The organism is Butyrivibrio hungatei DSM 14810, assembly GCF_900143205.1.
GTDB classification, from domain to species: Bacteria; Bacillota; Clostridia; order Lachnospirales; family Lachnospiraceae; genus Butyrivibrio; species Butyrivibrio hungatei.
In genome coordinates this window covers 352,549-376,675 of sequence record NZ_FRDH01000003.1, presented here as the reverse complement: position 1 = coordinate 376,675, position 24,127 = coordinate 352,549, and the positions used below count along the sequence as shown (strand labels likewise).

Here is a 24,127-nt window from a genome sequence, read left to right as displayed (position 1 = left end):
AAAAGGCGTTCCTTTTTGCTTTTTTCTGGCCTGCAACATATACTTTTTTAAGTGTGTGTTGATTTATGTGAACACTTAGAATTTTCAAGGAGAAAGAACTTTGAATAAAGAACGAGAACAGATAAAAATCTTTAGATTACCTATTATTACATTTTTGATGCTTGCTTTTACCCTTGGAAATGTGGTCTTTTATGCTTCATTTGAAGATATGTATAGGATCATGACAAGACAAACGGAGCTTTTTTTGTTTAGCGTATTTCTCATAGGAATACCACTTTGTTTCGTGATCTTTGAGATGACTTTTCTTATCACAGAGTCATTTAACAAAGGATTAAGGGGAGAAAAAAGAATAGATCTTCTGGTATTTGTTTTGGGAACGGCATTGGAATTATCGGGAATTCTGTTTTTGACTGACGGAGTGACTTGGTATTTTACCGGTGAAAGAGCTGGTGTAATACCTTATTATCCTGTGAATATTGATACTCTCCCTACTGTGGTGACATTTCTTTGCTTGAGTATTTTAGGGTACATCATTCTTGAATATATTCCAATGACAAAAATGGCACCAATGGTCGCTATCTTAGCCATGTCAGCTATGTACATAGGCGATATAGTTCTTATGATGTTAACAATACAGATCCAGCCATCATATGAAGTTGCTCCCACAGTCTTTTTTCAATATATTTACATTCTTCCTGCGTGCTGGATCATGATAACTGCGAGAGCCATCATCGAAAAGATACACGAATGGAAGATAGTTATGGCACAAAGACCTGTACTTGATCAGGAAGGTATCGGAACAGCTCTTGAGGAAGCACTTAATACTCCGCTTGCATGGCCTATCATTGCAATACTTATGATGATTCCTTTATTTGCGGCTGTAGCTCTGATACTTGGAGCATTTGGTCAGCCATCAGATGCAATAACAAGAGCATTCACAGAGACTATCGGATGGACCTTTTCTAAATAAAGATTGTGCACTATCTAATTTGAATGTATAATTATAAAAACATTTGAAATGTGCATGCTTAGAGGAGGTTTCTATGAACGAAAATATTGTTAAACGTAACCAGCTGCTGGCACAGCAGGTTATCAAGGGAATTGAGTCAAGAAACATGAAGGGCTACTACGCAGCTACTAAAGAAGAGGCTTTAAAGATTGCTCTTGAGATCATTCCTGAGTCTTCATCAGTAACTATGGGCGGTGCAATGTCAGCTCATGAGATTGGACTTGTAGATGCTCTTAAGAATGGGAACTATAACTTTATCGATAGAGATAAGGCAGAGGATAAGAGAGCAGCTATGCTTGCAGCCTATGATGCTGATTACTTCCTTACAAGTGCCAATGCGATCACAGAAGATGGCGTAATGGTCAACATTGATGGCAACGCTAACAGAGTATCAGCAATTGCCCAGGGACCAAAGCATGTTGTAGCAATAGTTGGCATGAATAAGGTTTGTCCAGACGTTGATGCAGCAATGAAGCGTGCCAGAAACGTAGCAGCACCTATAAATGCTCAGAGATTTGGACTTAACACTCCATGTACCAAGACTGGTTCTTGTATGAACTGCAAATCTCCAGACACGATCTGCTGCCAGTTCCTTATTACAAGATTCTCACGTCACGTAGATCGTATCCATGTGATCTTAGTTAATGACAACCTCGGATTCTAAATTTCTTTTACTAAATAATTGATAATAAGCAGGGCTTACAACCAGATAGATGGCTGTAAGCCCTTATTTTCTGCGGCTTTTTGCTATTATCAAAAAATAGTAAAAAAATTTTTGAAAAAGTTATTGACATACTATGACAGCCGTAGTATATTTACTTCATCAGATATAGTACGACTGACGTAGTATGATAAACGTAGTACTACAGACGAAGTATATTATATTGAAATTGATCAATTGAATATAGAGAAAGGGAGTGATTCATGGATGATTGAAATCAGTAGCGATGTAATTCGCGGATACAATGACACGATCATATTATTTATACTCCTTGATGAGCCCTCATATGGATACGATATATCCAAGAAGATAAGGGCACTTTCGGAGGATAAATATATTATCAAAGAGACAACTCTTTATTCTGCATTCACCAGAATGGAAAAGAACGGATACGTTGAATCCTATTCACAAAGTGCAGAGAATGGCAAGAAGAGAACCTACTACAAGATTACAGAACTCGGCAAAAAGTATTATGAGGAAAAATGCCAGGAATGGCACTTGACGAAAGAAGTCGTCGAACATTTTATTAGAGGAGAACAGTGATTATGGAAACGATTAAGAATTATCTTGAGACAATGTTTGCTAATCTTCCAAATACTCTTGAAGTTAAAAAAGCAAAAGATGAGCTTTATTCAATGATGGAAGATAAGTTTACAGAGCTTATTGGTGAGGGAAAGCCTGAGAATGAGGCAATCGCCATTGTAATTTCAGAGTTTGGAAATCTTGATGAGATCTCTGAGAGCCTTGGAATCAACAACGTGGTTTCTGAGATGGAGACAACTGATAGAAGACTTATCAGCCAGAATGAATGTGACAATTATATTGCTGATTCAGCACGTCGCAGATTTTTCAATTCCCTTGGAATCCTGCTCTGCATCTTTTCACCTATTGGACCTATCATTTTCGGATCAATTGGCAATGCAGTAGGAATTGATGCAATTGAACTTATCGGTGTAATTTTACTCTTTATCTGCATAGCAGCAGGTATCAGCCTCTTCATGATCGCATCATTCCTTATGCGTGATTGGAAGTTTTTGGACAAAGAGCTTTGCACGATCAGCTATTCAACAGCTGAGTATCTTGCAAGGGAAAAGGAAGACAGTCAGTCTTATAAGCTTGTTCTTAGAACACTTGGAATCGTGCTTTGTAGTATCAGCTTCCTTCCAGTGATCATTTTAGATACAATTCTTGGTTCATCATTTAGCATCATTACTGAAGGATTTGCTCCAGCACTTATCTTCATCGGAGCTGGTATCGGTGTATTCTTTATCATGTTCTCAGGAGCCAAGGATGCAGCTTTTGACAAGCTCCTTTCTCTTAATGATACAACTACAGTTGCAGGCAACTATGAGCCAGTCAAGAAAGTAAAGAAAGAATATGTAAGCCGTGCAGCAGAAATCCTTATGAAGGACTATTGGAAGACAGTACTTGCTATCTACCTTATCCTTAGCTTTACATCATTTAACTGGGGCTCAACATGGCTTATCTGGCCTATAGCAGGCATTTTACGTAAGCCACTTACTGAAATTTTTCTTAAGAAGTAAGGAGGAAATATTATGAGACATATCTATTCTTTTGTTCTTGTGGCTCTCACACTTTGTGCAATCATCTATGGTTGTTATGTTCATGGGGGTGTAAATGACAAGAAAGTGAATGCAGATTATGAATTTGGCGCTGATGTTCAAAAGATCAGCATTGAAGCAGCCCTTATGGATGTAGAGATTGAAGAGGGCAGCGCTCCATCAATAACCTATTATGGCGCAGAGAGACTTAAACCTACAGTTACTTACGACAAAGGCAGCAAGACACTTACTATCAAGCAGCCTGATACAAAGATCAAAAACACCAAGTTCGACAGTCAGAGTAATGAGATGACTATCGTTTTACCAAAGGATATAAAGCTTGATGATTTTAGTTTGAATCTTGCCTGCGGTGAAGTAACTCTTCAAAAGCTTGATTCCAAGAAGGTTCACATAAATGATAACCTTGGAAGCTTTGAGGCCCAGAGCCTTGTTTCTGAAGATATTGATATAGATGCAGCACTTGGAAATGTTAAGATCTATAGCTGTGATGCCAAGAGTATTGATATTGATGCCTCTCTTGGGGATGTTGAGATCGATATGGTAAAAGACCTTGAGAACTATTCAATTTCAGCTAATGCATCCCTTGGGGCCGTGAAGATAGGCAAAAATACTAGTAGCAGTTCCTATGTTCAAACAGGTACCGAGGGAACTATCATGGTAAACTGCAGCCTTGGAGATGTTGAGATCAAGTGATCTTTTTAATATAGATTAAAAGACTTGGGAAGAGTATTCCCAAGTCTTTTTTGGTTAAGTTATTTGTTTGGAAGTGTTTCTGCTCTCTGAGCTATGTTCTGCTTGAAGTTGATGATCTCGTGATCATACTCTTCATCCATGTAGCTGGAGTGAAGAAGAAAATCAGCAGTTGCTTTATTATTTGCAAATGGAATGTCATAAACCTGAGCAATTCTCATAAGAGCCTTAACGTCAGGATCATGAGGAGCAGCAGTAAGCGGATCAGAGAAGAATACTACAAGATCGATCTTGCCTTCTACGATCTTGGCTCCAATCTGCTGGTCACCACCTAGTGGGCCTGAGTTGTAGCCGCGAACAGGAAGATCTGTTGCATCTGTGATCATTCTGGCTGTTGTGCCTGTGCCGCAGAGGAAGTGCTTTTTAAGTGTCTCTGCATTGTCCTGGCACCATTTTATAAGCTCAGCCTTTTTGCCATCATGGGCAATAAGCGCGATATTCTTTTGTCTTGGAATTGTAAGTGTGATTGTGTCTGACATAAGAGCCTCCTATTGGATATGATTACTCTATTATCTTATTTTGTATCCGTAATTGCAATATTTTGGCTCGATGAAATAACCTTTAATGCTGACAGGTTCTGGAATTCTTTTGGTGACATGCCATATTCCTTTTTAAAGGCTTTAAAAAAGCTGGAGTAATCCCTAAATCCAAACTTTTCATAGGTTGTTGTGATACTGGACCCTGCTGTTATGGCGTTTCGACATTCCTCGAGACGCTTTTTGATTATGTACTGATGAAGAGAAACTCCGAGAGTATCCTTGAACAGGTGGGCAATGTAGTATTTGCTCACAAAAAACTGCCTTGCAATGTCGTCAAGAGAAAGGGTGTCTTCAAGATTGGTCTCAACGTAGGAGAGGATATTCTGGAAAAGAGTAAGCTCCTCACTTCCAGACTTTTGGTGGTCATCCTCGTAAATTATCCTGTTAATGGTAAGAATGAGGTCGCAGAGGCAAAGATGCCTTATGGCACCGCTTCCGTACCTGTCTCCTGCTATTTCTTCTAATAATCTTAGGAACTTCGATTCTACAAGGTGGAAAGAAGCTGGTGTCAGATGATAGATATATCTTTTAAAGGCTTCAGCTTTCTGGATAAGATACATGTAGTCTACTGATTCCTGGGTAAGTTTCTCACAGCAGTCCTTGCTGATCCAAAAGACAAAGCGCTTGTAGTCTTTGTCTGAGTCATGCATCAGGGCGTGGTGGTAGATTCCTGGGGGCACTAGCATCAGATCTCCAGGGGACATCTCATAATGAGAAGAATCTCCATTTTGATTAAAGATTTCCATAGTAACATCGCCCTCGATGAAGAGATAGCACTCGTAATAATCGTGGGCATGTGGACTTAAGGTCTTGAAGTTTTTGTCCTGATAAAAGAACACTTCAAAGTCCGATGAAACCATGTATTGTCTTGTGTTGAAGGATGATCTTAATTTGTTTTTCATAAGTCTATCTTACCATCAGTAACAATTTTTGCAATATTGGAAACAACTTATTCCATTCTCTTTTTATTCGAAAAAAACTATTGTAGGTATAACAAAAAAAGAATTATCGAACAATAGGATATTTTTAATAAGGAGAGTACAAAATTATGGAAATGACACTTCGCTGGTATGGCACAGATTATGATACTGTTAAGCTTTGGCAGATCAGACAGATTCCTGGCGTGAAGGGAGTTATCACAACTCTTTATAACAAGCAGGCTGGTGAACTTTGGGAGCAGGATGAGATCAAGGCTCTTAAGAGAGAAGTAGAAGCTGAGGGCATGCATATTGCTGGCATCGAGTCAGTTAACGTATCAGATGCGATAAAGGCTGCTACAGCAGACAGAGATCTTCATATCGACAACTATATCAAGACACTCGAGAACCTTGGTAAAGAAGATATCCACATGGTATGCTACAATTTCATGCCTGTATTTGACTGGACAAGATCTGAGCTTGCAAGAAAGAGAGAAGATGGTTCAACAGTTCTTGCTTATACACAGGAAGCAATCGATGCCATCAATCCTGAGAAGATGTTCGAGTCTATTTCTGGTGAGATGAACGGTACTGTAATGCCAGGCTGGGAGCCAGAGAGAATGGCTCACGTAAAAGAGCTCTTCGAGATTTACAAGGATGTTGATGAGGACAAGCTCTTTGAGAACATTGTTTATTTCCTTAAGGCTATCATGCCTGTTTGTAACAAATATGATATCAAGATGGCTATTCATCCTGATGATCCAGCTTGGTCAGTATTTGGCCTTCCAAGGATCATCAACAATGAAAAGAACATCTTAAAGCTCATGAAAGCTGTAGATGATGTACACAATGGTGTTACATTCTGCTCAGGTTCTTATGGAACAAGTCTTGAGAATGATCTTCCACACATGATCAGAGCACTTGAGGGCAGAATTCACTTTGCACATGTTCGTAACCTTAAGTTTATTTCTCCTACAAACTTTGAGGAGGCTGCTCATCTTTCAGAGGATGGAACATTTGATATGTACGAGATCGTTAAGGCTCTCTACGAGACAGGCTTTAACGGACCAATCCGTCCTGACCACGGCAGAATGATCTGGGGCGAAGTTGCAATGCCAGGTTATGGCCTCTATGATAGAGCACTTGGTGCAACATACATCAGCGGACTTTGGGAAGCTATCAAGAAAAGCCACGAGAGAGGAATCTAATATAGAAACTAAGGTTATACCGAGAAAAGGAGAATAAGTATGAAGCTGTGTGATAATAGCATAAAGACAGACAATTCCTGGAAAGAGAAGGGATATGCTCTTCCAGCATTTGATAGAGAAAAGATGATCAAGGAGACAGTTGCTAATCCTGAGTGGGTACATTTTGGCGCAGGTAACATTTTTAGAGCATTCCAGGCAAATCTGTCTCAGAGAATGCTTGCAGAGGGACTTAATGATAAGGGCATTACTGTAGTTGAGGGATTTGATTATGAGATTATTGAAAAGATGTATCGTCCTCATGATAATCTTTCTATTCTGGTAACTCTTAAGGCAGATGGTTCTGTTGAAAAGAATGTTATCGGAAGTATTGCAGAGTCATGCATCCTTGATTCTAACGATGACAAAGAATTTGAGAGATTAAAAGAGATCTTTAGAGCAGATTCTCTTAAGATGTGTACATTTACAATTACTGAGAAGGGCTATAGTCTTGTTAATCCTGCAGGTGAGATCCTTCCAGCAGTTGCAGATGATTTTGTAAATGGACCAGAAAGACCACAGAGCTATATCGGTAAGGTTGTAGCTCTTTTGCATGAGAGATATGTAGCAGGTGCTAAGGCAATCGCTATGGTCAGCACAGACAATTGCTCACACAACGGCGATAAGCTTCATGATGCCGTTAGCTCTTTTGCTAAGAAGTGGGTTGAAAACGGTAAGGCAGATGCTGGTTTTGTAAGCTACATTGAGGATGAGAACAAGGTTTCATTCCCATGGTCAATGATCGACAAGATCACACCTAGACCAGACGACTCAGTAAACGCAATCCTTGCTGGTGATGGCGTTGAAGAGCTTGAAGCAGTTGTAACATCCAAGAAGACTTGGGTTGCACCTTTCGTAAATGCTGAAGAAAGCGAATATCTCGTTATCGAGGACAAATTTCCTAACGGAAGACCAGCTCTTGAGAAGGTTGGCGTAATCTTCACAGATAAAGAGACAGTAGACAAGGTAGAGAGAATGAAGGTTTGCACATGCCTTAATCCTCTTCACACAGCACTTGCTGTATATGGATGCCTCCTTGGTTATGACAAGATCTCAGAAGAGATGAAGGATGAGGACCTTGTGAGCCTTGTTAAGACAATCGGCTATGTTGAGGGACTTCCTGTTGTTACAGATCCTGGAGTTATCAGCCCTAAGGAGTTCATCGACACAGTAGTTAACGTTAGAATTCCTAATAAGTTCATGCCTGATACACCACAGAGAATTGCCTGTGACACATCTCAGAAGCTTGGAATCAGATTTGGTGAGACTATCAAGGCTTATCTTGCTTCTGATAAGCTCAATGTCAGCGACCTTAAGCTTATTCCACTTGTACATGCTGGATGGCTTCGTTATCTCATGGGACTTGATGACAAGGGTAATAAATTTGAGCCAAGCCCAGATCCGATGCTTGAGAAGGCACAGGGATTTGTTAAGGATATTAAGCTTGGTGAGAGTGATGCAGACAAGGTAAAAGAGCTTGTTATGCCACTTTTAAAGGATGCAAGCATCTTTGGAACAGATCTTGAAACAGCTGGCCTTACAGACAAGATCCTTGGCTATTTCATGGAGCTTATTTCAGGTACAGATGCAGTTAGAAATACTCTTCATAAGTATTGCAATTAAATGTTATAAAATGTAAAATTTACTAGTACTTTGGATTTATCGATGTTCAAAGTACTAGTTTTTTTTAGGAGGGTAATGAAATGAAAGTATGTCAGAATTGCGGAAATCAGGTTGATGACAGTGTAATCTTTTGCACTAATTGCGGAGTTGAGATCAAGCCAGCAGAGCAGCAGGCGGCTCAGCCTACTATGCAGCAGGCATCACAGCAGAACGTTCAGCAGGGGACACCAGTATTTGTGAACGCTCAGCAGGCTCCATATCAGCAGCCTATAGTTTATAATGATCCTAAGGACCACACAAACGAGTTTGATGCTAACGATATCGCTGATAACAAGCTCTTTGGTGCAGCTTGCTATCTCTTTGAGATTTTTGGTATCATCATAGCTCTTCTCGTTAACACACCATATACAAGATTCCATGCCAAGAATGCAATAAGATTTGATATTGCTATTATCTTGTGCTTGATCCCAAGTATCATTCCTATACTTGGTTGGCTTGTTACTGGTATTGCATGTCTTGTGCTTTTTATCGTCAAGATCATCGCTATCGTATGGGCACTTCAGGGCAAGGCAAAAGAGCTTCCTATCATCGGTGATATCGGATTTTTGAAATAAGGTTAGTATGAACAGTTCTCTAGATTTTTTGAACATGATAAAGAACCAGTCTGTCCAGGAAAAGAAGACAGTAGCAAAAGAAAGTGTTTTTTTTACACCATGTGCTTCAGACAGGATAGCAGTAATAGATACAGAGACCAACTGGCATGACGCTGTTATGTCTTTGGGAGTTGCCATAGCCGACGCTGAAAGTTTTAAATGTGTAGATAAGAGATACTACATTTTTGAGCCTGAGTGCTATGTGGGAGGTATCTATTCAAATGTTATGAATTACAGAGGTGTTAAGGGGATTTCTTGTAATAGGGATGCAGCAATTGCTGATCTTGAGAAATATCTTTTACATAATAATGTAAAAAAAATCATGGCTTACAATGCCAAGTTTGACTATGGTCATCTTCCTGAACTTCAACACTTTGAGTGGTTTGATATCATGAGACTTGCAGCTTACAAGCAGTATAACAGGGCTATTCCTGAAACGGCGCTTTGTTGCAAGACTGGAAGACTTAAGAGCAATTATGGAGTTGAGCCTATCATGAGAATGCTGACTGGCGATTCCAGATATAAAGAGATCCACAACGCAGTTTACGACGCTGTGGATGAGCTTAAGATAGTTGAATTATTGGGACATTCGCTTGAAACCTATGGATGTGCTAAATTATAAAAAAGACTGCCATTGTCCTTGCGGCGATGGCAGTTTTTAAATGCTCTGTATTGCGCTATTCATTGCTTCATTTATCTGGGCGTTCATCTTGTCTGATATCTCTAAGTGAAGCATATCTATTACTCTGTTATCTATTGAATATCCAAGCCTGCTGGCATGGGCATATAAATCGTCTTTGTGTGCAGCCTCATAGCTTTGTCTCATGCTGGCATTTAATAATCTTGCGGCCTGCATTTCGTCATAAGCCTGATCGAATTTCTCACCAAATCTGCCCTTTAAGTCATCACTTAGTTCCAAAGAATCAGAGGCATTAGATGGCTGGAGCTGATTTAGATATTTACTTGTTATTCCGTTGGCTGCAGCTAGAAAATTAAAATCCATATCTATCTCCCTTATAACCACTTCAATATGTATATCGGATGGATTAGTAATTAATTAAGCTACATTTTTATTTTAGTATGAAGTTGTGTGAATTGTGTGAAATAAAAACTGTATTTATGTGGGAAAGAAAAATAGTTGCAAGTAAAAATTCATAATTACGAAATTAGATTGCAAAAAGTTTATAAAAATTTTATATCTATACTTTACAAAAAATTATCGGTATGATAAATTTTTAACGGTTGGTTATGAAAAGGATTTCGTTTCCTACTGTCTTTGCATTATAATCTGAATAGTATAGAGAATGGCCATCTCTGTACGATTTAGTTCATTGGCTTAAATTTGTTATAACTGAAGGGAATAGCAGAGAAATGATCAACTTTGATGAACTTCGTGTTAAGGAAGTTTTTGCTGGGTATACCAAAAAATATAATCCAGAAGATCCTAAGATAGCACTCAAGATTGATCATACCTACAGAGTAAGCGAGATATGTAGAGAGATCGCTACTTCAATTGTGGGAGATATTGCCAATCCTGAAGCTGTCGACTTCATAGAGCTTGCGTGGCTATCCGGAATGCTGCACGATATCGGGAGATTTGAGCAGGTCCGGCTCTATAATACCTTTATGGATATAGAATCTGTAGACCATGCAGAGTTTGGAGCTGATATTCTTTTTAAAGATAACAAAATGATCAAAGAATTTCTGGATACAAGAGAGTGGGACAATATTCTTGAAATTGCCATCAGAAATCACAACAAATTTCGTGTGCAGGATGGCTTAGACGAAAAAACACTTTCTATCTGTAATATCCTCCGTGATGCGGACAAAGTGGATATACTTCGCGTGAACGTAGAAACTCCTTTTACGGATATATATAACACTACTGAAGAGATTTTATATACCTCATCAGTATCGCCTGAGGTTCTGGCACAGATCAGAAATCATCAGACTGTTACGCGTGAAGTTAGAAAAACACCAGTCGACCATCTGATGGGACATATTGCACTTATGTTTGAACTGGTTTACCCAAAGAGTCGTGAAATAGCAAAACGTCAGGGATATCTTGAGAAGCTGTTTGCTTTTCAAACTCGAAATCCCCAAACAAGGGAAGCCCTTGAGATTGCAAGATGTGAACTTGCAAAAGAATGGGAAGCTTAAAGCAAAATCAACTCGAAGTTTATATTTATTCTCTTAGGATCATCGTTAGATTATCTTAAGACTTCTACAAAAAATGTTTATTTCATTTTTTGTCTTTGGTGTCTTGTTTCCATGATGGAACAAGAGTCTTTTATCAATGTTTGTCTGCTCGCTTTGAGCGCATGAGTGATGCTTCCAGCATGTCTAATTTGTTGGAGTAAGTAATACTTCGTGCATCATTCATATCTACCATATGCAAAAGATACAGGAGAGCCTTAAGAACTCCTATTTGCACCTATTTGGACATTGGGGTGTTCAATAGCTGTGCTTATCTTTCCTCGCTCTTTTTGGAGTAGAGTCTGATTCTCACTGTATCTTTTTGCAAAAATGTCTTATTTAAATTTCCTTGAAAGATCTTATATCTTTGGTAATCTGATGTTCAAACCCAAACCCAATTGACGTACAAGAAAATACGAGATTATGCATATTTCTTATGACTTTCTTAAGATTTGCAGTAGATATTCTTAAGATTGCTTAAGAAGTATTTACTTACATTTTTACCTGTGCTAATCTCTTTTCGACTAGTAAACATTGACCTCATTTATCTGCTCATTTTGAGCGCAATGACGGTGCAAACAGCATGTCTAATTTGCTGAAGTAGGAACTACATCTTGCACCTTTCATTTCTTCCATACGTAAAAGATACAGTAGAGTCCCCAAACTCCTATTGCACTGACAGGATCACTTTGTGATTCTGAATATCTGTGCGCGTCTTTCTATGCCATTTTTGCGTGGCAAGTCCCTTTCTCACTGTATCTTTTGCGGTAATGTCTATAATGATCGCCTTGAAAGGCATAATGTAAATTGAAATATTTGAAATTAGAAAAATAAGCGCAGATTACACCAAATCTGCGCTTTTTCTATGACAAACAACTATATATAGATTATAATTAGCATAAAAGCAAGTATTGATATAAAGGGGATAATAGTGCAAGAAAGATTGTTGAAAATAATATATTATTTTGCTGAAAAGGGAAAGCATATTGGCGTAAAGAGAGTGGCTTTAAGGGCACGGCTTTTTCCTGCATATCGTTTTGCTTGTAAGATCATGTATAAGATCTTTGATTATCTTTATCTGTATCATGTTGAACTTCCGGTTACGCAGAAATGTAATTTGAGATGCAAGCATTGTGTATTCATGATGCCGTATTTTGAAGCTCCAGTGGATTTTGAACTTGAAAAAACTTTGAAATATATGGACAGATTATTTGATTCAGTAGATGCCATACAGATTTTCAGAATCTTGGGAGGGGAGCCTTTTCTATACTCAAATTTAAAAGAGGTTGTTCAACACGCAATTGATTGTCCTAAAGTAAGAACAGTAGAAATAGTGACTAATGGAACTATTATTCCAAAACAGGATATATTGGAAACTTTGCAGAATCCAAAATTGAAAATACAGATAAGTGATTATGGTGAATTATCTAGAAATAGAGACAGTATTAAAGAACTTTGCAATCAGAATGGTATAAATTGTATAGTACGAGGATCAGATGAAAAGAACTGGTTTGATCCAGGTGACTTGCATTTTAGAGGCAGGAGCAAAAAAGAGCTTAAGAAACAGTTCAAACATTGTGGAGAGATCTGCCGCAATTTACATGATGGAAAATTATATTTTTGCCCACGTGCAGCTTTTGGCACAAAATTAGGTATTCCGGATGTTGAGAGTGACTATGTTGATTTTACAAAAGAAAGATCCCGTGAAGAAATAAGAAAAGATATTTATGATCTCAATCAAAGGAAATATCTTTTAGCTTGTAACTATTGTGACGAAGGAACAGAAGATTATGTTCCAATTCCTGTGGCAGAGCAGTTAAAAACGAAGTGATTGAGTGGTTAATTGGTTATGGATAATACAAATGAAAATAAATTAGATGACCTCCAAAATGAATTATTAAGGTTATATGGAATTTTGGCAGATTTTTGTGACAAGAAAAAGATACGTTATTATGGTTGCGGCGGAACTGCTTTGGGTGCGATTAGGCACGATGGCTTTATTCCTTGGGATGATGATATGGATATTGCTATTCCAAGGAAAGACTATGAAATACTAATTAGTGAAGAGTCAAATAAGTTGTTTGATAAAGGAATTTCGGCAAAATTTGATAAAGAGTTACTTTTTTCCAGATTTATGGATACTACGGTTAGATGTAGCAGAGGAGATAGTGAGTGGAATGAGCTATTTCCATATTTGTATATAGATGTTTTTCCGATTGATGGTACTCCTAATAATGGCTTATTGAGGATGATTCATTTCTATCGTATCATGTTCATTTTCACTGTTTTAAAACTTAAGAGGATAAAATACCTTCAGAAGATTGAATATATGAAAAATAGGAGACATAGGCCTTTTATCGAGAGAGTTGTTATTAAATACGGGCATTTGATATCTCCAATCATAGATAGATTAGATGAGGATAAACTTGTCAAAAAGTATAATAAGCTTTGCTGTAAATACGATTATGATAATTCAAAAGTTGTGTGTGTATACAGTGGACGATATAGAAAAAGAGAGATGATTTCAAAGGAAATGATAGGTAAAGGGAAAATGCATCAGTTTTCTGGTTGTGAAATACCTATATATGAAAAAGCTGAAGAGTATGTAAAACAAATTTATGGCCAGAATTATATGGAATTACCTCCTATAAGTGATAGAGAAAAACATGGTGATGTTGAAATAATCAGATGAATGGAAAAACGTTGATGGATACTAATAATCCTAAGGTAATAGCCTTTTATTTACCACAATTTCATAGATTTAAGGAAAATGATAATTGGTGGGGAGAAGGCTTCACAGAATGGACCAATACAAGAAAAGCTAGACCTTTGTATGAAGGCCATTATCAGCCGCATATTCCGTTGAATGAAAACTACTATAATTTGTTAAATAAAGATACTTGGCTTTGGCAAATAGAACTGGCTAAAAAGTATGGGGTTTATGGTTTTTGCTTCTATCACTATTGGTTTAATGGAAAACTGTTAATGGAAAAGCCATTGGAACAATTTCTTGATGATAAATCTCTAAATATTCATTTTTGTTTATCGTGGGCAAATGAGTCTTGGACAAGAAAGTGGAATGGTGCAAAAGGAAATACAGATATCCTCATTGAGCAAAAATATGGTGGTGAAACTGAGTGGAAAAAGCATTTTTTGTATCTTTTAGAATTTTTTAAAGATGAAAGGTATATAAGGATAGCTGAAAAACCATTGATTATAGTGTATAGACCTGAACTGGTGCCTCAATTTAGCGAGATGATAAAATGTTGGAGAAAAATGGCGAAAGAAGCAGGCTTCAAGGATCTTTTCATTATGGCACAGGGAACGGATTATTGTGCAGCCAACAGGTTTAAGAGGATAGATGATAACCTGGATGGAAATATAATGTATGAGCCTGGTTTTACGATAAGGAGCACGAAATATTATCCGATACATGGTGCGATAAAAGAATTTGTAAATCTTTTTCCTTTAAATGTTATTTGTTACTGTAATGGCGCTAAAAGGATACTTCGTTTATTTTTTAAAAAGAAATGGCCCAAAAGGATGGGGGGGCTTTTATTAAACAGAATCAAATATGATCTAATATGGGAAAAAATACTTAATCGAAAAGTAAGTCCTTCTTATTATCCAGGAGCATTTGTTAATTGGGATAATACAGCTAGAACAAAATATGAAGCTCGCATAATCTATGGAAGTACGCCACAAAAATTTGAAAAGAATATGACATGTTTAATAGACAAAGTGAAAAATGAATACAAAAAAGAATATATCTTTTTGAATGCGTGGAATGAATGGGCAGAAGGATGCTATATAGAGCCAGATGAAAAGAATAAGTATGGTTATCTGGAAGCTTTAAAAAAAGCTTTTGGTAAGAGTGGAGCGTAAATATATGCTTGCTGTTTTGATGGCTACATACAATGGAGAAAAATATATATGTCAAGCTATAGAGTCAATCATGCACCAAAACTATGATGACTATTGCTTATATATTCATGATGATGGTTCGAGCGATTCAACAGAGGAAATTATTGGAGAATATGAAAGAGAATTTCCTGACAAAATAAAGGTTATTGAAGGGAAAACTTTTCAACACTCTGCTAATAATAACTTTATGTATATGCTAAGCATGGTACAAGCTGATTGGTACATGTTTGCAGATCAAGACGATGTCTGGAACTCAGACAAAATAGAAATAATGATGCAGATTGCTAAAAAAGAGAATGAGAATCATGCACCAGTATTGCTGTTTTCAGATATGATAGTCGTTGGCTCTGACTTGCACGTAATTTCAGATTCTTTCATGAGTTATTGCAACATAAATCCAAGGAGAACAAAACTTAATCAGGTTATTTCTGAAAATATTGCCGCTGGTTGCACATGCTTATTTAATAACAGTCTTGCAAAACAAACGTTAAGGCTTGAGAATACTAGCAGTTTGTTTCATCATGATTGGTGGTTGGTCTGCGTTGCTTCTGCTACTGGAAAAATCGTATATGTTGATAAAGCGCTTATTAAGTACAGACAACATTCAAATAACGAAGTTGGCGCAAAAAAAGATAATTACTTAGACTATGTTAAAAATCTATTTATGGGACAACAAGTGAAGAAATCAAAGGATAGGACAGAAAGATTTGTTAGACAGGCGATTGAATTATCTTGTGTTGACTTTTTACATGAACGTGACAGAGAAATGATAAATTCATTAAAGGCTTTTTATGATTATGGAAAAATAAAAAGAATCTCTGTTTTTTTGAAGTATGGAATAAAACGTTCTAAGAGAAATATCTGGATGTATTTGACTTTATGATTTTATGGTATTTGAGAGAGTTTGTGGATGAACATATTATTTATTGTAGAGAGAGATACTAAATATGGAGCTGCTTTTTCTGGGAAGACGCTTGTTAGAGGATTGATTCAAAAAGGACATAATGTCGTAATAATGGTGCCTTCAAGCATGGTGGATATTTCTTTCTATAGTGAAATAGGATGTGAAGTGGTCAAATTACCGTATTACTACTTCATGGAGTATCAGGGAAAGAAGACTGGAATAAGAAATATATTGCGATGTGTATTTAAGAAATTTCAGCATGATGCAGGAAATTTGATTACATGCATAAAAATCCGCAAGATCATGAGTTCACATTCTTTTGATTTGATTCATTGTAATTCATCAAGAATTGACATTGGTGCTGAATTGTCTAAAAAATATGGAATTCCTTTGATCTGGCATTTAAGAGAGCCAGGAAGAGATAGAGTTATATTGAGGAAAAACCATATTCATTATATGAATAGTCATGCGACAAAGTTTATTGCAGTTTCAGAGTATGTTAGAAAAAAATGGATAGAATGGGGATTAGACCAAAATAAAATTGTTAGGATATATAATGGAGTCTCATTTCCATCCGTTAATACTAAAGCAGAATCTGAAGATGAAGTAGTGAAGTTTGTTATGACAAGTGGATTTATCCCTAGGAAAGGTCATGAAGAAGTCATTGATGCTGTTAAGAATTTGAATAATAAAGATAAAGTGATAGTGGATTTTTATGGGGATGGAGATGCTCAGCTTATTCGTGATCTAAAGGTGCTTGTCAAAGAGTACAAATTAGAAAAAACTATAAGGTTTATGGGATATAGGAAAAATGTAATAGAGGAGCTTCATAATTATCATTGTGGACTGATGTGCTCAAGTGACGAAGGATTTGGAAGAACTACGGCAGAATATATGGCTGCGGGTGTGTGTGTGATTGCAAGTGATAGTGGAGCAAATCCCGAATTAGTTGATAACTTGCAAAATGGTTTATTATACAAAAACGGTGATAGCAAAGATCTTTGTGAGAAGATGCAATATCTTATCGATAATGTAAAAGTAATGACAAAATTGGGGGATAATGCTAAGAAAAAGGCTATGAGTTATTTCACTGAGGAGAAGTACTTTAGTGATATTAGTGATCTTTACGAATTAACTTTAAGTGGTAGATATGGAGAATAAAAGTAGGATTGGTCATAATTTCATATATCTGATACTGGCGTTTTGGTTTGGGTCAGAGGTTATTTTTAATTCGAAAATTGAAAAAATCTTCGGCATGGAAACAAGTCAGCTTAATGATACTTTTGCTTATGTTGTTTTGGCTATGCTTTTAATACAGATAGTGTTTTTTCAAAAGTATGAGCTAAAAGAACTTGCTATTGTTGTTATTACTACCGGATTAATTGCTATAGTAACATTGCAGTCACATCATAATATTATGATGTCTACATGGCTCTTTATAGTAGCTACACGCGATATAGATTTTGAAAAGGCTGTCAAAGTAGCATATTATGTCCAGCTGTTGATGGTGTTTTGGATTTTTTATCTTTTCTATTTTGGATTCATTGAAGAATACACATTTTACAGAGGCAATATTTTAAGACATTCATATGGTTTCACACATCCAAATCAGTTAGGAATTAGAATTTTCCTTTTGGTCGTGTGTAGATGTTATCTAAGGAGAAAAAAATTTAATATATTAGATTTTTTAGTGGTTATTTGGGCATCTTATTTTATCTATAATACGGCAAATTCAAAGACGGCTTGTTATGCTTTGATTATTTTTGCTGTGTTGATAACAATTTACTATTTCTTGGCAATTTTAGGTGTGAAGCTAAGTTTTTTGAGTGACATTTATATAAGCATAGCGATTATAGCAAATATTATGAGTGTCCTCTTATCAATTACTAATGTTAAGAGAATTCATATACTTGCTAAATTTGACGATTTTCTTTCTCATAGGTTTTCGTTGTGCCATAAAGTAATAAATTATTATGGAATAAAAATGCTTGGGCAGGAAGTTAAGATGATAGTAAAAAAACCAGGAACTGGCAGAGTTCTTCATTTTTGGCTTGATAATGCCTATGCTTCTATACTTATAAGATATGGAATATTGGTATTTATTCTTTTTTCTGTAGTTTTCATTAAAACTATGTTTATTTTAAAAAACAGTGGACACAATTTCCTTGTGATGATTCTGTGTATGTATTCAATTTATGGAATTATGGAGAATAACTTCTTTTTCCTATCACAGAATTTGTTTTTGATTCTTTTATCAAACGCACTATACAATAAAAAAGTAAATTATGAATACGAGTCAGCAGAAAAATACAGGCTAAAGTTGGTATGGAGATGATTTTTACCAGTACAATGGTTCAGAATATTTTTCTTTTGGATATATCATTTCCGTTATATATACGTTTTGAGAGGAAAAGGTGAGAAGGAATTTTCTTCAGAACAAAGGGAACTTGGAAAAATGGCTATAAAAAGAGAAGTGTTTATCAAAATAAAAAAGCACATGCCCAAGAAGTGTTGGGGTATGTATGTTAGTTATAAGTACAAAAAAATAATGGGAAAAAAATGCAACCTGAAAAATCCAAGAACTTATACAGAGAAGATTCAGTGGAGTAAGATTAATAGGAACGATCCGATGATATCAAGATTGTCGGATAAGGTGGCAGTTAGAAGCTGGGTGGAAGAAAAAATAGGAGGAGAATATCTTATTCCTACCATTGGTAAAGCATATAGTTCTGCCGATGATATAGACTATGATTCTTTGCCAGACAGTTTTGTTATCAAAGCAAATCATGGTAGCGGGTTGAATGTTGTAGTTGATGATAAAAAAGAAATTAGCTTTGATGATATTAAAGATAAAGCTAATAGTTGGCTGAAGCAGAACTTTGCATATAATTCATTTGAAATGCAATACAAAGACATTAGACCACAGATATACATCGAGAAAAACCTTTTAGAGGATTGCGAAGGTGATTTGCCTGATTATAAATTTTTTTGCTTTGGAGGAAAGGTTTATTGTTTATATGTAATGATAGACACCTATCCTATTCATACAAATGCGAAATTGGGCATATTTGATAAGAATTTTAATCTGTTGCCATATTACAGAGCGGATTTTACACCTATTACTAAGCAGATTGAAAAACCTGCTAATTATTCAAAAATGATTGAAATAGCAGAGAAGCTTTCTGAAGGTTTTTCACACGTAAGGGTGGATCTATATAATGTCAATGGAAAGATATATTTTGGTGAAATGACCTTTTCAACTGGAAGTGGATTATTTAAACATGTTCCAGAGGAATTTGATGAGATATTAGGAAATCAGTGGGATTTGGAATCTGGTATATAATGGCGCAAAAAGTGAGTGTAAAAAGAAACTTTATATTTAATGCGATATATCAGTTAAGCGGAATAATTATTCCGCTTATTACATTGCCATACCTATCTCGCATATTACATGCAGAAGGGCTTGGAAAGTATTCATATAACTATTCAATAGCATTTTACTTCTATATGTTCATAAAACTTGGACTACAGAATTATGGAAATAGGACTGTAGCCTATGTTAAAGATGATAAAGAAAAACTGTCACGGGCTTTCTGCGAAATATATGGATTCCAAATATTTATGGGCATAATAATTACGTTTATATATGTAATCTATGTCATGACTATTGCATCAAATAAGGGGATAGCATGTATCTTTATCATAATGGTCTTTACTGGCTGCATTGATCTGACTTGGGCATTATACGGACTAGAAGAGTTTAAGGTTACTACAGTTAGGGATTTGATCACGAAAATTTTCACTACTCTGGCTATTTTTATTGTCGTTAAAAATGCAGAAGATACGTGGAAGTACGCACTTATCTATTGTATTGGTTTCTTTTTTAGTAATTTAGTTGCGCTTCCGGTTGTCTTTAAAAGAATAAAATACATAAGGCCAACGCTTGATGGAATAAAAAAGCATATAAAACCTAATCTTGTATTGTTTTTACCAACAATAGCAGTGAGCATATATAAAACCATGGATAAGATTATGCTTGGTTCATTAGCATCTGAGATTGAAGTTGGCTATTACCATAGTTGCGAAAAAATAATAAATGTCCCATTGGCGCTTATTACAGCATTGGGAACAGTGATGCTTCCTAGGATGTCTAATATAATTTCTAAGAATGAAAAAGCCCAAGAAGCAGAGTTGATATTTGAGAAATCCATCATATTTGCTATGTTCATTTCTACTTCAATTTGTGTTGGGATTATGACAGTGTCAGACATTTTTGTACCTTTGTTTTATGGAGAGGGGTTTGAAAAATGTATCATACTGTTTAATGTTGTTCTTCCAAGTTGTATCTTTTTGGCATTTGCCAATGTTATTAGGACACAATATCTTTTGCCAAGAAAAAAGGATAAGTTGTTTGTTGCATCTCTTTTTTCTGGAGCGGCAGTTAATTTAGTGCTAAACGTGTTATTGATTCCGAAATATGCTTCTATAGGTGCTGCCATTGGAACACTAGTAGCAGAGATTGTAGTATGTGTGGTTCAGTCTATAAGCGTTTTCAAAGAAGCGAACATTGGTAGAAATATTATAAATTCTATTCCATTTATCCTATCTGGAATAGCAATGTATGTGACTTTTCAGGGGTATACCCCAACGATTTCTAGCCAGCTGATAGCTCTATTTGTAAAGATTCTGATCAGTGGAGTATTTTATCTTGCTGTACTTGGCATTCTTCTTTCTATAAAGAATTTAATCAGGAGGAAGACAAATGGGTAACATATTAAAGGGCTTAACAAGTTTATTCAAACATACAGACATAAATGAGAATCTTAAGGAATTTGAAGCTACACCTGATGCAATCCTTCTGGATGTTAGAACGAAAGAAGAATATAAATCTGGTCATATTTCAGGAAGCATCAATATCCCTGTTGATGACATTCTGGAAATTGAGGACAAGATTCCAGACCATGACACAATGATCTTTGTTTATTGCCATAGCGGAAATAGGGCTAGAAGAGCAGTAGATAAGATGAAAATGCTTGGATATAAGAAGGCCAAGAATATAGGCGGAATAGTTGATTATAAAGGCTTGAAAGTGCTTTGAGTTTTGGGATGAAATAAGAAACCAGGTAGTGACTGTGTCACCACCTGGTTTTTATTACGTCTCCCTTTAAATATAGATTCCCTTTTACATTTTCTTTCACGGGATTTAGCAATCCTTGTTTGTTTAGATATGTGATGTTTTGTCTTGAGCATTCAAGCTCTTGGCAACTTTCACTGGTGTCAAAGAGGTTCCTGTCTGCAAAGGTAAGGAAATCCTGATATGAAAGAGGAATAGTGATTCCTTTGTCATAGAGTTCCCATGATGGAATATCAATGGAATCATTGAAAGTGGCGCAGTATCCACCTGTTCCAATTTTGCAGGAATTAAATAGTGCTTTGTTTTTTATTACCTTTTCTATTTTTGAGTCATTGGAAAAGGCTTTTAATTCGACTTTTTTTACACTAGTATCTGCAAAAAAGCAAAGAATGTTTCCGCTATCCAGAGGCGTACAATCAATAAGATTTTTCTTTTGCCTATCAAGAACAAACTCAGGCAGATCGTCAATTTTTCTGATAAACATGCTATCCTGAGAACAACGACCCTCAGCTAGTTCTAAAAGCTTCATCTCGTCATAGGCTTTTAATTTATGATTTGATAGTATTGATCCGATGTTCTGTCTTCCGCTTGGAATAACTCTTTCTTTTACCCACAAAAGACTTATATCTCTAGGAATGGTGAAGATTCCCTTTTTTACAAAACTGGTAAATAGAAGAGGAGCTGTCCATTCATCAAGGTTCTCGTTGAGTTCTATGATGAATTCTTTGGCCTTTTCATAGTATAAAAGGACACCAATGTTTATGAAATTAGCTTCATCTAGTATTTCATAGCTTTTCATATATTTTGTACCTTTCGTAGATCATTTTCCAAATCTTTTCAATATAAATATCTGATAAGATATCATTTAATCCTTCAAAGATTCTGCTTTTATCATTTTTTTTAAGTTTGACATTTAAAGGCTTATTATTTACGTCTAGAAGAGAGAGATTCTCTGTACATGAGTAACTTCCGATGAAATTGTTGCATGGCTTATCTGCAAGTACGTCGAAGTTCAAGGCATCTTTTTCTGTATAGCATGAATAAAGAAGAGATACGCCATGGTCGAAGAGAGGGGCAATTCGAAGAGTGCGTGATCTTGCGTTTCTAAGAACTTCGATATTAGCACCGTGCCTGTCTCTATTAAGTATGATGAAATCAATAGCAATCATGGTGTCAATGTATTTCTGCCATCCCATGCGTTTGCAGAAATCATAGTGAGATTCTGAAGGCTCGGCGTTTGTTCGGTAATAGTCATCAAGAGCTATCTTGCTCTCGCCGGATTTTTTGAAGTCTGTTGAAGCACATAGATATGTGTTATAGGTCTTTCCTTCAATCTCTATTTCAGCATTTATTAGCTCATATGAGAGATGTTCAATTTCAAAAAGATCAAGTAGTCTATCAACTATTATTTCATTGATGCATTCGTGGCCAATAACCCCTTTTACCGGATCAAAATTTGAGAGCTTATAATATTTCTTTTCTCCATCCAAAGAAGAAGTGGCTTTCAAAAAGGTGCCAGCTGTTCCGCTGGAACTTCTGACATGTGACCACTGAAGGTATGATAGGTCTTGCTTTTCTTTGATTATCTTTGCCATAATATAAAACCTCACCATGCAAAACTATTTGACGTGCGTCAAATATCTCTATAACAATTATATGAATATATTTGACGCGCGTCAAATGAAAATACATATCTTTTAACATTATGCAAAGCAAGAAAACATGTAAAAAGAATCATTGATATTCGAACAGATGTTTGCTAAAATACCAATGTGCTATCATTTACGGTAGGCGGTTGGCTCTTTGCCAGATTTTTATCTGAGAACTCTCTTATTCATTTTGGAGGGATGCTGATGAGAAATAATGACGGGAGCAGAATTGTTGCTAGAAGAAACTATCACTTGTGTGAGTATTGTAGTAACGCTTATAAGTATAGGTGTTACGATCTACAGTATTTACATAAGTCTAAAGAAGTAATTTTAAGCATCAAAAAAGACCGCCACAACTCTAGCAAAGTTACCGGTCTTTTTTGATTTGTAACTAATGTTGGAGCCAACCGTCTATCGGTAGCACCTTTGTAAGAACATAATAACATATTGGTAAAAAAATACAATCCATAAAACAATAGCACCAACCGAACGGTTTGAATAAACCTTCCACATACTTTAAACTATCTTTATGAAGTACAAAAACATTGTTAAAGCTAAGTTCATATCAAGACCCAACAGATTCATTGCCAATGTAGAAGTTGATGGTAATGAGCTTGTTGTTCATGTAAAGAATACTGGAAGATGTAAGGAACTATTGATTCCTGGATGCACAGTGTATCTTGAGAAGGCGGAGAATTCTGAGAGAAAGACTCCTTATGATCTGGTGGCAGTTGAGAAAGATGGCAGGATCATCAATATAGATTCCCAGGCTCCTAACAAGGTGGTAAAAGAGTGGCTTTTATGCCAGGGAGAGTATGACAAAGTCCAGCCAGAGTATAAGTTTGGCAATTCAAGAATTGATTTCTATATGGAAAAGAGAAGGGCATCTGTGAAACAGAGCAAAAAGGCTGATGAAGAGGTTGACTGCTATCTCATGGAGGTAAAGGGTTGTACGCTCTTCATTGATGGCATTGGATATTTTCCAGATGCACCCACCGAGCGCGGAGCCAAGCACCTTAGAGAACTTACTGATGCTGTAAAAAAAGGATATAACACTAGCGTTGCCTTTGTTATACAAGGCGAAGGAATCACAGAAGTCAGACCTAATGAAGTTACTGATCCTGATTTTGCAAAAGCTTTTTATGAAGCAAAGGCAGCAGGTGTAGAGATAGTATTCTATCTGTGCAAGGTTACAGACGACAGCCTCTATATAACCCAGGAGATAAGGTCATAGAAGTAGACAATGATCTGTAATAAGGCAACAAATAAGCATAAAATTAC

General features: G+C 36.3%; 25 protein-coding genes. 20 read left to right on the top strand and 5 right to left on the bottom strand.

Annotated elements, in window-relative coordinates; all coding sequences use genetic code 11:
- Positions 1–100: 100 nt before the first annotated feature.
- The 5 genes from BUA02_RS01710 (at position 101) to BUA02_RS01690 (ending at position 4,006) form a co-directional block, all read left to right on the top strand.
- On the top strand, positions 101–970 hold the full coding sequence (locus tag BUA02_RS01710; protein ID WP_072700483.1) for a DUF6688 domain-containing protein: 870 nt from the start codon (positions 101–103) through the stop codon (positions 968–970).
- A gap of 73 nt (positions 971–1,043) precedes the next feature.
- Entirely contained in the window at positions 1,044–1,673 is a 630-nt protein-coding gene (locus tag BUA02_RS01705) for a lactate utilization protein (protein WP_072700481.1), read from the top strand.
- A 264-nt stretch (positions 1,674–1,937) separates the two neighbouring features.
- Positions 1,938–2,273 (top strand): PadR family transcriptional regulator, encoded by a 336-nt coding sequence (locus tag BUA02_RS01700; protein ID WP_071176677.1) that lies wholly within the window; start codon positions 1,938–1,940, stop codon positions 2,271–2,273.
- 2 nt (positions 2,274–2,275) lie between these two features.
- The gene (locus BUA02_RS01695) at positions 2,276–3,274 is read left to right on the top strand and encodes a permease prefix domain 1-containing protein (RefSeq protein WP_072700479.1); all 999 of its coding nucleotides are present in this window, start codon (positions 2,276–2,278) and stop codon (positions 3,272–3,274) included.
- Positions 3,275–3,286: 12 nt separating this feature from the next.
- The gene (locus BUA02_RS01690) at positions 3,287–4,006 is read left to right on the top strand and encodes a DUF4097 family beta strand repeat-containing protein (protein ID WP_072700477.1); all 720 of its coding nucleotides are present in this window, start codon (positions 3,287–3,289) and stop codon (positions 4,004–4,006) included.
- Positions 4,007–4,065: 59 nt separating this feature from the next.
- Here the strand turns inward: BUA02_RS01690 and BUA02_RS01685 are convergent, their stop codons facing one another.
- Together BUA02_RS01685 and BUA02_RS01680 are read right to left on the bottom strand one after the other, a co-directional pair.
- The gene (locus BUA02_RS01685) at positions 4,066–4,542 is read right to left on the bottom strand and encodes a methylglyoxal synthase (RefSeq protein WP_071176674.1); all 477 of its coding nucleotides are present in this window, start codon (positions 4,540–4,542) and stop codon (positions 4,066–4,068) included.
- 35 nt (positions 4,543–4,577) lie between these two features.
- Positions 4,578–5,504 carry a helix-turn-helix domain-containing protein gene (locus BUA02_RS01680; protein ID WP_072700475.1) on the bottom strand — a complete coding sequence of 309 codons (927 nt, stop codon included), beginning with the start codon at positions 5,502–5,504 and terminating at the stop codon, positions 4,578–4,580.
- Positions 5,505–5,650: 146 nt separating this feature from the next.
- On the opposite strand from BUA02_RS01680, the gene uxuA reads away from it, so the two are divergent.
- The 4 genes from uxuA to BUA02_RS01660 all read left to right on the top strand — a co-directional run bounded on the left by uxuA (position 5,651) and on the right by BUA02_RS01660 (position 9,661).
- Positions 5,651–6,727: a mannonate dehydratase gene (uxuA, locus tag BUA02_RS01675; protein ID WP_072700473.1), complete on the top strand. Its 1,077-nt coding sequence runs from the start codon at positions 5,651–5,653 to the stop codon at positions 6,725–6,727.
- Positions 6,728–6,766: 39 nt separating this feature from the next.
- Complete coding sequence (locus BUA02_RS01670) at positions 6,767–8,386, top strand: mannitol dehydrogenase family protein (protein WP_072700471.1); 1,620 nt, start codon at positions 6,767–6,769, stop codon at positions 8,384–8,386.
- Positions 8,387–8,466: 80 nt separating this feature from the next.
- Positions 8,467–9,000, top strand: a complete 534-nt coding sequence (locus BUA02_RS01665) for a DUF4870 domain-containing protein (protein WP_072700469.1) — start codon at positions 8,467–8,469, stop codon at positions 8,998–9,000.
- A gap of 7 nt (positions 9,001–9,007) precedes the next feature.
- The gene (locus tag BUA02_RS01660) at positions 9,008–9,661 is read left to right on the top strand and encodes a 3'-5' exonuclease family protein (protein WP_242946454.1); all 654 of its coding nucleotides are present in this window, start codon (positions 9,008–9,010) and stop codon (positions 9,659–9,661) included.
- Between the two features lie 36 nt (positions 9,662–9,697).
- On the opposite strand, the gene BUA02_RS01655 is transcribed toward BUA02_RS01660, so the two are convergent.
- Positions 9,698–10,042, bottom strand: a complete 345-nt coding sequence (locus BUA02_RS01655) for a hypothetical protein (RefSeq protein WP_071176669.1) — start codon at positions 10,040–10,042, stop codon at positions 9,698–9,700.
- Between the two features lie 368 nt (positions 10,043–10,410).
- Here BUA02_RS01655 and BUA02_RS01650 point away from each other — a divergent pair, with 368 nt between their 5' ends.
- The 10 genes from BUA02_RS01650 (at position 10,411) to BUA02_RS01605 (ending at position 21,161) form a co-directional block, all read left to right on the top strand.
- Entirely contained in the window at positions 10,411–11,199 is a 789-nt protein-coding gene (locus tag BUA02_RS01650; RefSeq protein ID WP_072700467.1) for an HD domain-containing protein, read from the top strand.
- A 967-nt stretch (positions 11,200–12,166) separates the two neighbouring features.
- On the top strand, positions 12,167–13,066 hold the full coding sequence (locus BUA02_RS01645) for a radical SAM protein (RefSeq protein ID WP_072700465.1): 900 nt from the start codon (positions 12,167–12,169) through the stop codon (positions 13,064–13,066).
- A gap of 18 nt (positions 13,067–13,084) precedes the next feature.
- A complete protein-coding gene (locus BUA02_RS01640; RefSeq protein WP_072700462.1) occupies positions 13,085–13,927 on the top strand; it encodes a LicD family protein in 843 nt (280 codons plus the stop codon).
- Between the two features lie 14 nt (positions 13,928–13,941).
- Positions 13,942–15,120 carry a glycosyltransferase WbsX family protein gene (locus tag BUA02_RS01635; RefSeq protein WP_072701195.1) on the top strand — a complete coding sequence of 393 codons (1,179 nt, stop codon included), beginning with the start codon at positions 13,942–13,944 and terminating at the stop codon, positions 15,118–15,120.
- Between the two features lie 4 nt (positions 15,121–15,124).
- Positions 15,125–16,042 (top strand): glycosyltransferase family 2 protein, encoded by a 918-nt coding sequence (locus tag BUA02_RS01630; protein WP_072700460.1) that lies wholly within the window; start codon positions 15,125–15,127, stop codon positions 16,040–16,042.
- A gap of 27 nt (positions 16,043–16,069) precedes the next feature.
- On the top strand, positions 16,070–17,224 hold the full coding sequence (locus BUA02_RS01625; protein WP_072700458.1) for a glycosyltransferase family 4 protein: 1,155 nt from the start codon (positions 16,070–16,072) through the stop codon (positions 17,222–17,224).
- Positions 17,214–18,398 (top strand): hypothetical protein, encoded by a 1,185-nt coding sequence (locus BUA02_RS01620; RefSeq protein WP_072700456.1) that lies wholly within the window; start codon positions 17,214–17,216, stop codon positions 18,396–18,398. Before BUA02_RS01625 ends, BUA02_RS01620 begins: the two co-directional genes overlap by 11 nt.
- Positions 18,399–18,518: 120 nt before the next feature.
- A complete protein-coding gene (locus BUA02_RS01615) occupies positions 18,519–19,406 on the top strand; it encodes an ATP-grasp fold amidoligase family protein (RefSeq protein WP_083572602.1) in 888 nt (295 codons plus the stop codon).
- Positions 19,382–20,833: a flippase gene (locus tag BUA02_RS01610; RefSeq protein ID WP_083572601.1), complete on the top strand. Its 1,452-nt coding sequence runs from the start codon at positions 19,382–19,384 to the stop codon at positions 20,831–20,833. The genes BUA02_RS01615 and BUA02_RS01610 overlap by 25 nt, the downstream gene beginning before the upstream one ends.
- Positions 20,826–21,161 (top strand): rhodanese-like domain-containing protein, encoded by a 336-nt coding sequence (locus tag BUA02_RS01605; RefSeq protein ID WP_072700454.1) that lies wholly within the window; start codon positions 20,826–20,828, stop codon positions 21,159–21,161. Before BUA02_RS01610 ends, BUA02_RS01605 begins: the two co-directional genes overlap by 8 nt.
- Before the next feature lie 37 nt (positions 21,162–21,198).
- Here the strand turns inward: BUA02_RS01605 and BUA02_RS01600 are convergent, their stop codons facing one another.
- Positions 21,199–21,996 (bottom strand): hypothetical protein, encoded by a 798-nt coding sequence (locus BUA02_RS01600; RefSeq protein WP_072700452.1) that lies wholly within the window; start codon positions 21,994–21,996, stop codon positions 21,199–21,201.
- A complete protein-coding gene (locus tag BUA02_RS01595; protein ID WP_072700450.1) occupies positions 21,983–22,792 on the bottom strand; it encodes a hypothetical protein in 810 nt (269 codons plus the stop codon). The genes BUA02_RS01600 and BUA02_RS01595 overlap by 14 nt, the downstream gene beginning before the upstream one ends.
- A 583-nt stretch (positions 22,793–23,375) precedes the next feature.
- On the opposite strand from BUA02_RS01595, the gene sfsA reads away from it, so the two are divergent.
- Positions 23,376–24,080 carry a DNA/RNA nuclease SfsA gene (sfsA, locus tag BUA02_RS01590; RefSeq protein ID WP_072700448.1) on the top strand — a complete coding sequence of 235 codons (705 nt, stop codon included), beginning with the start codon at positions 23,376–23,378 and terminating at the stop codon, positions 24,078–24,080.
- Positions 24,081–24,127 lie beyond the last annotated feature (47 nt).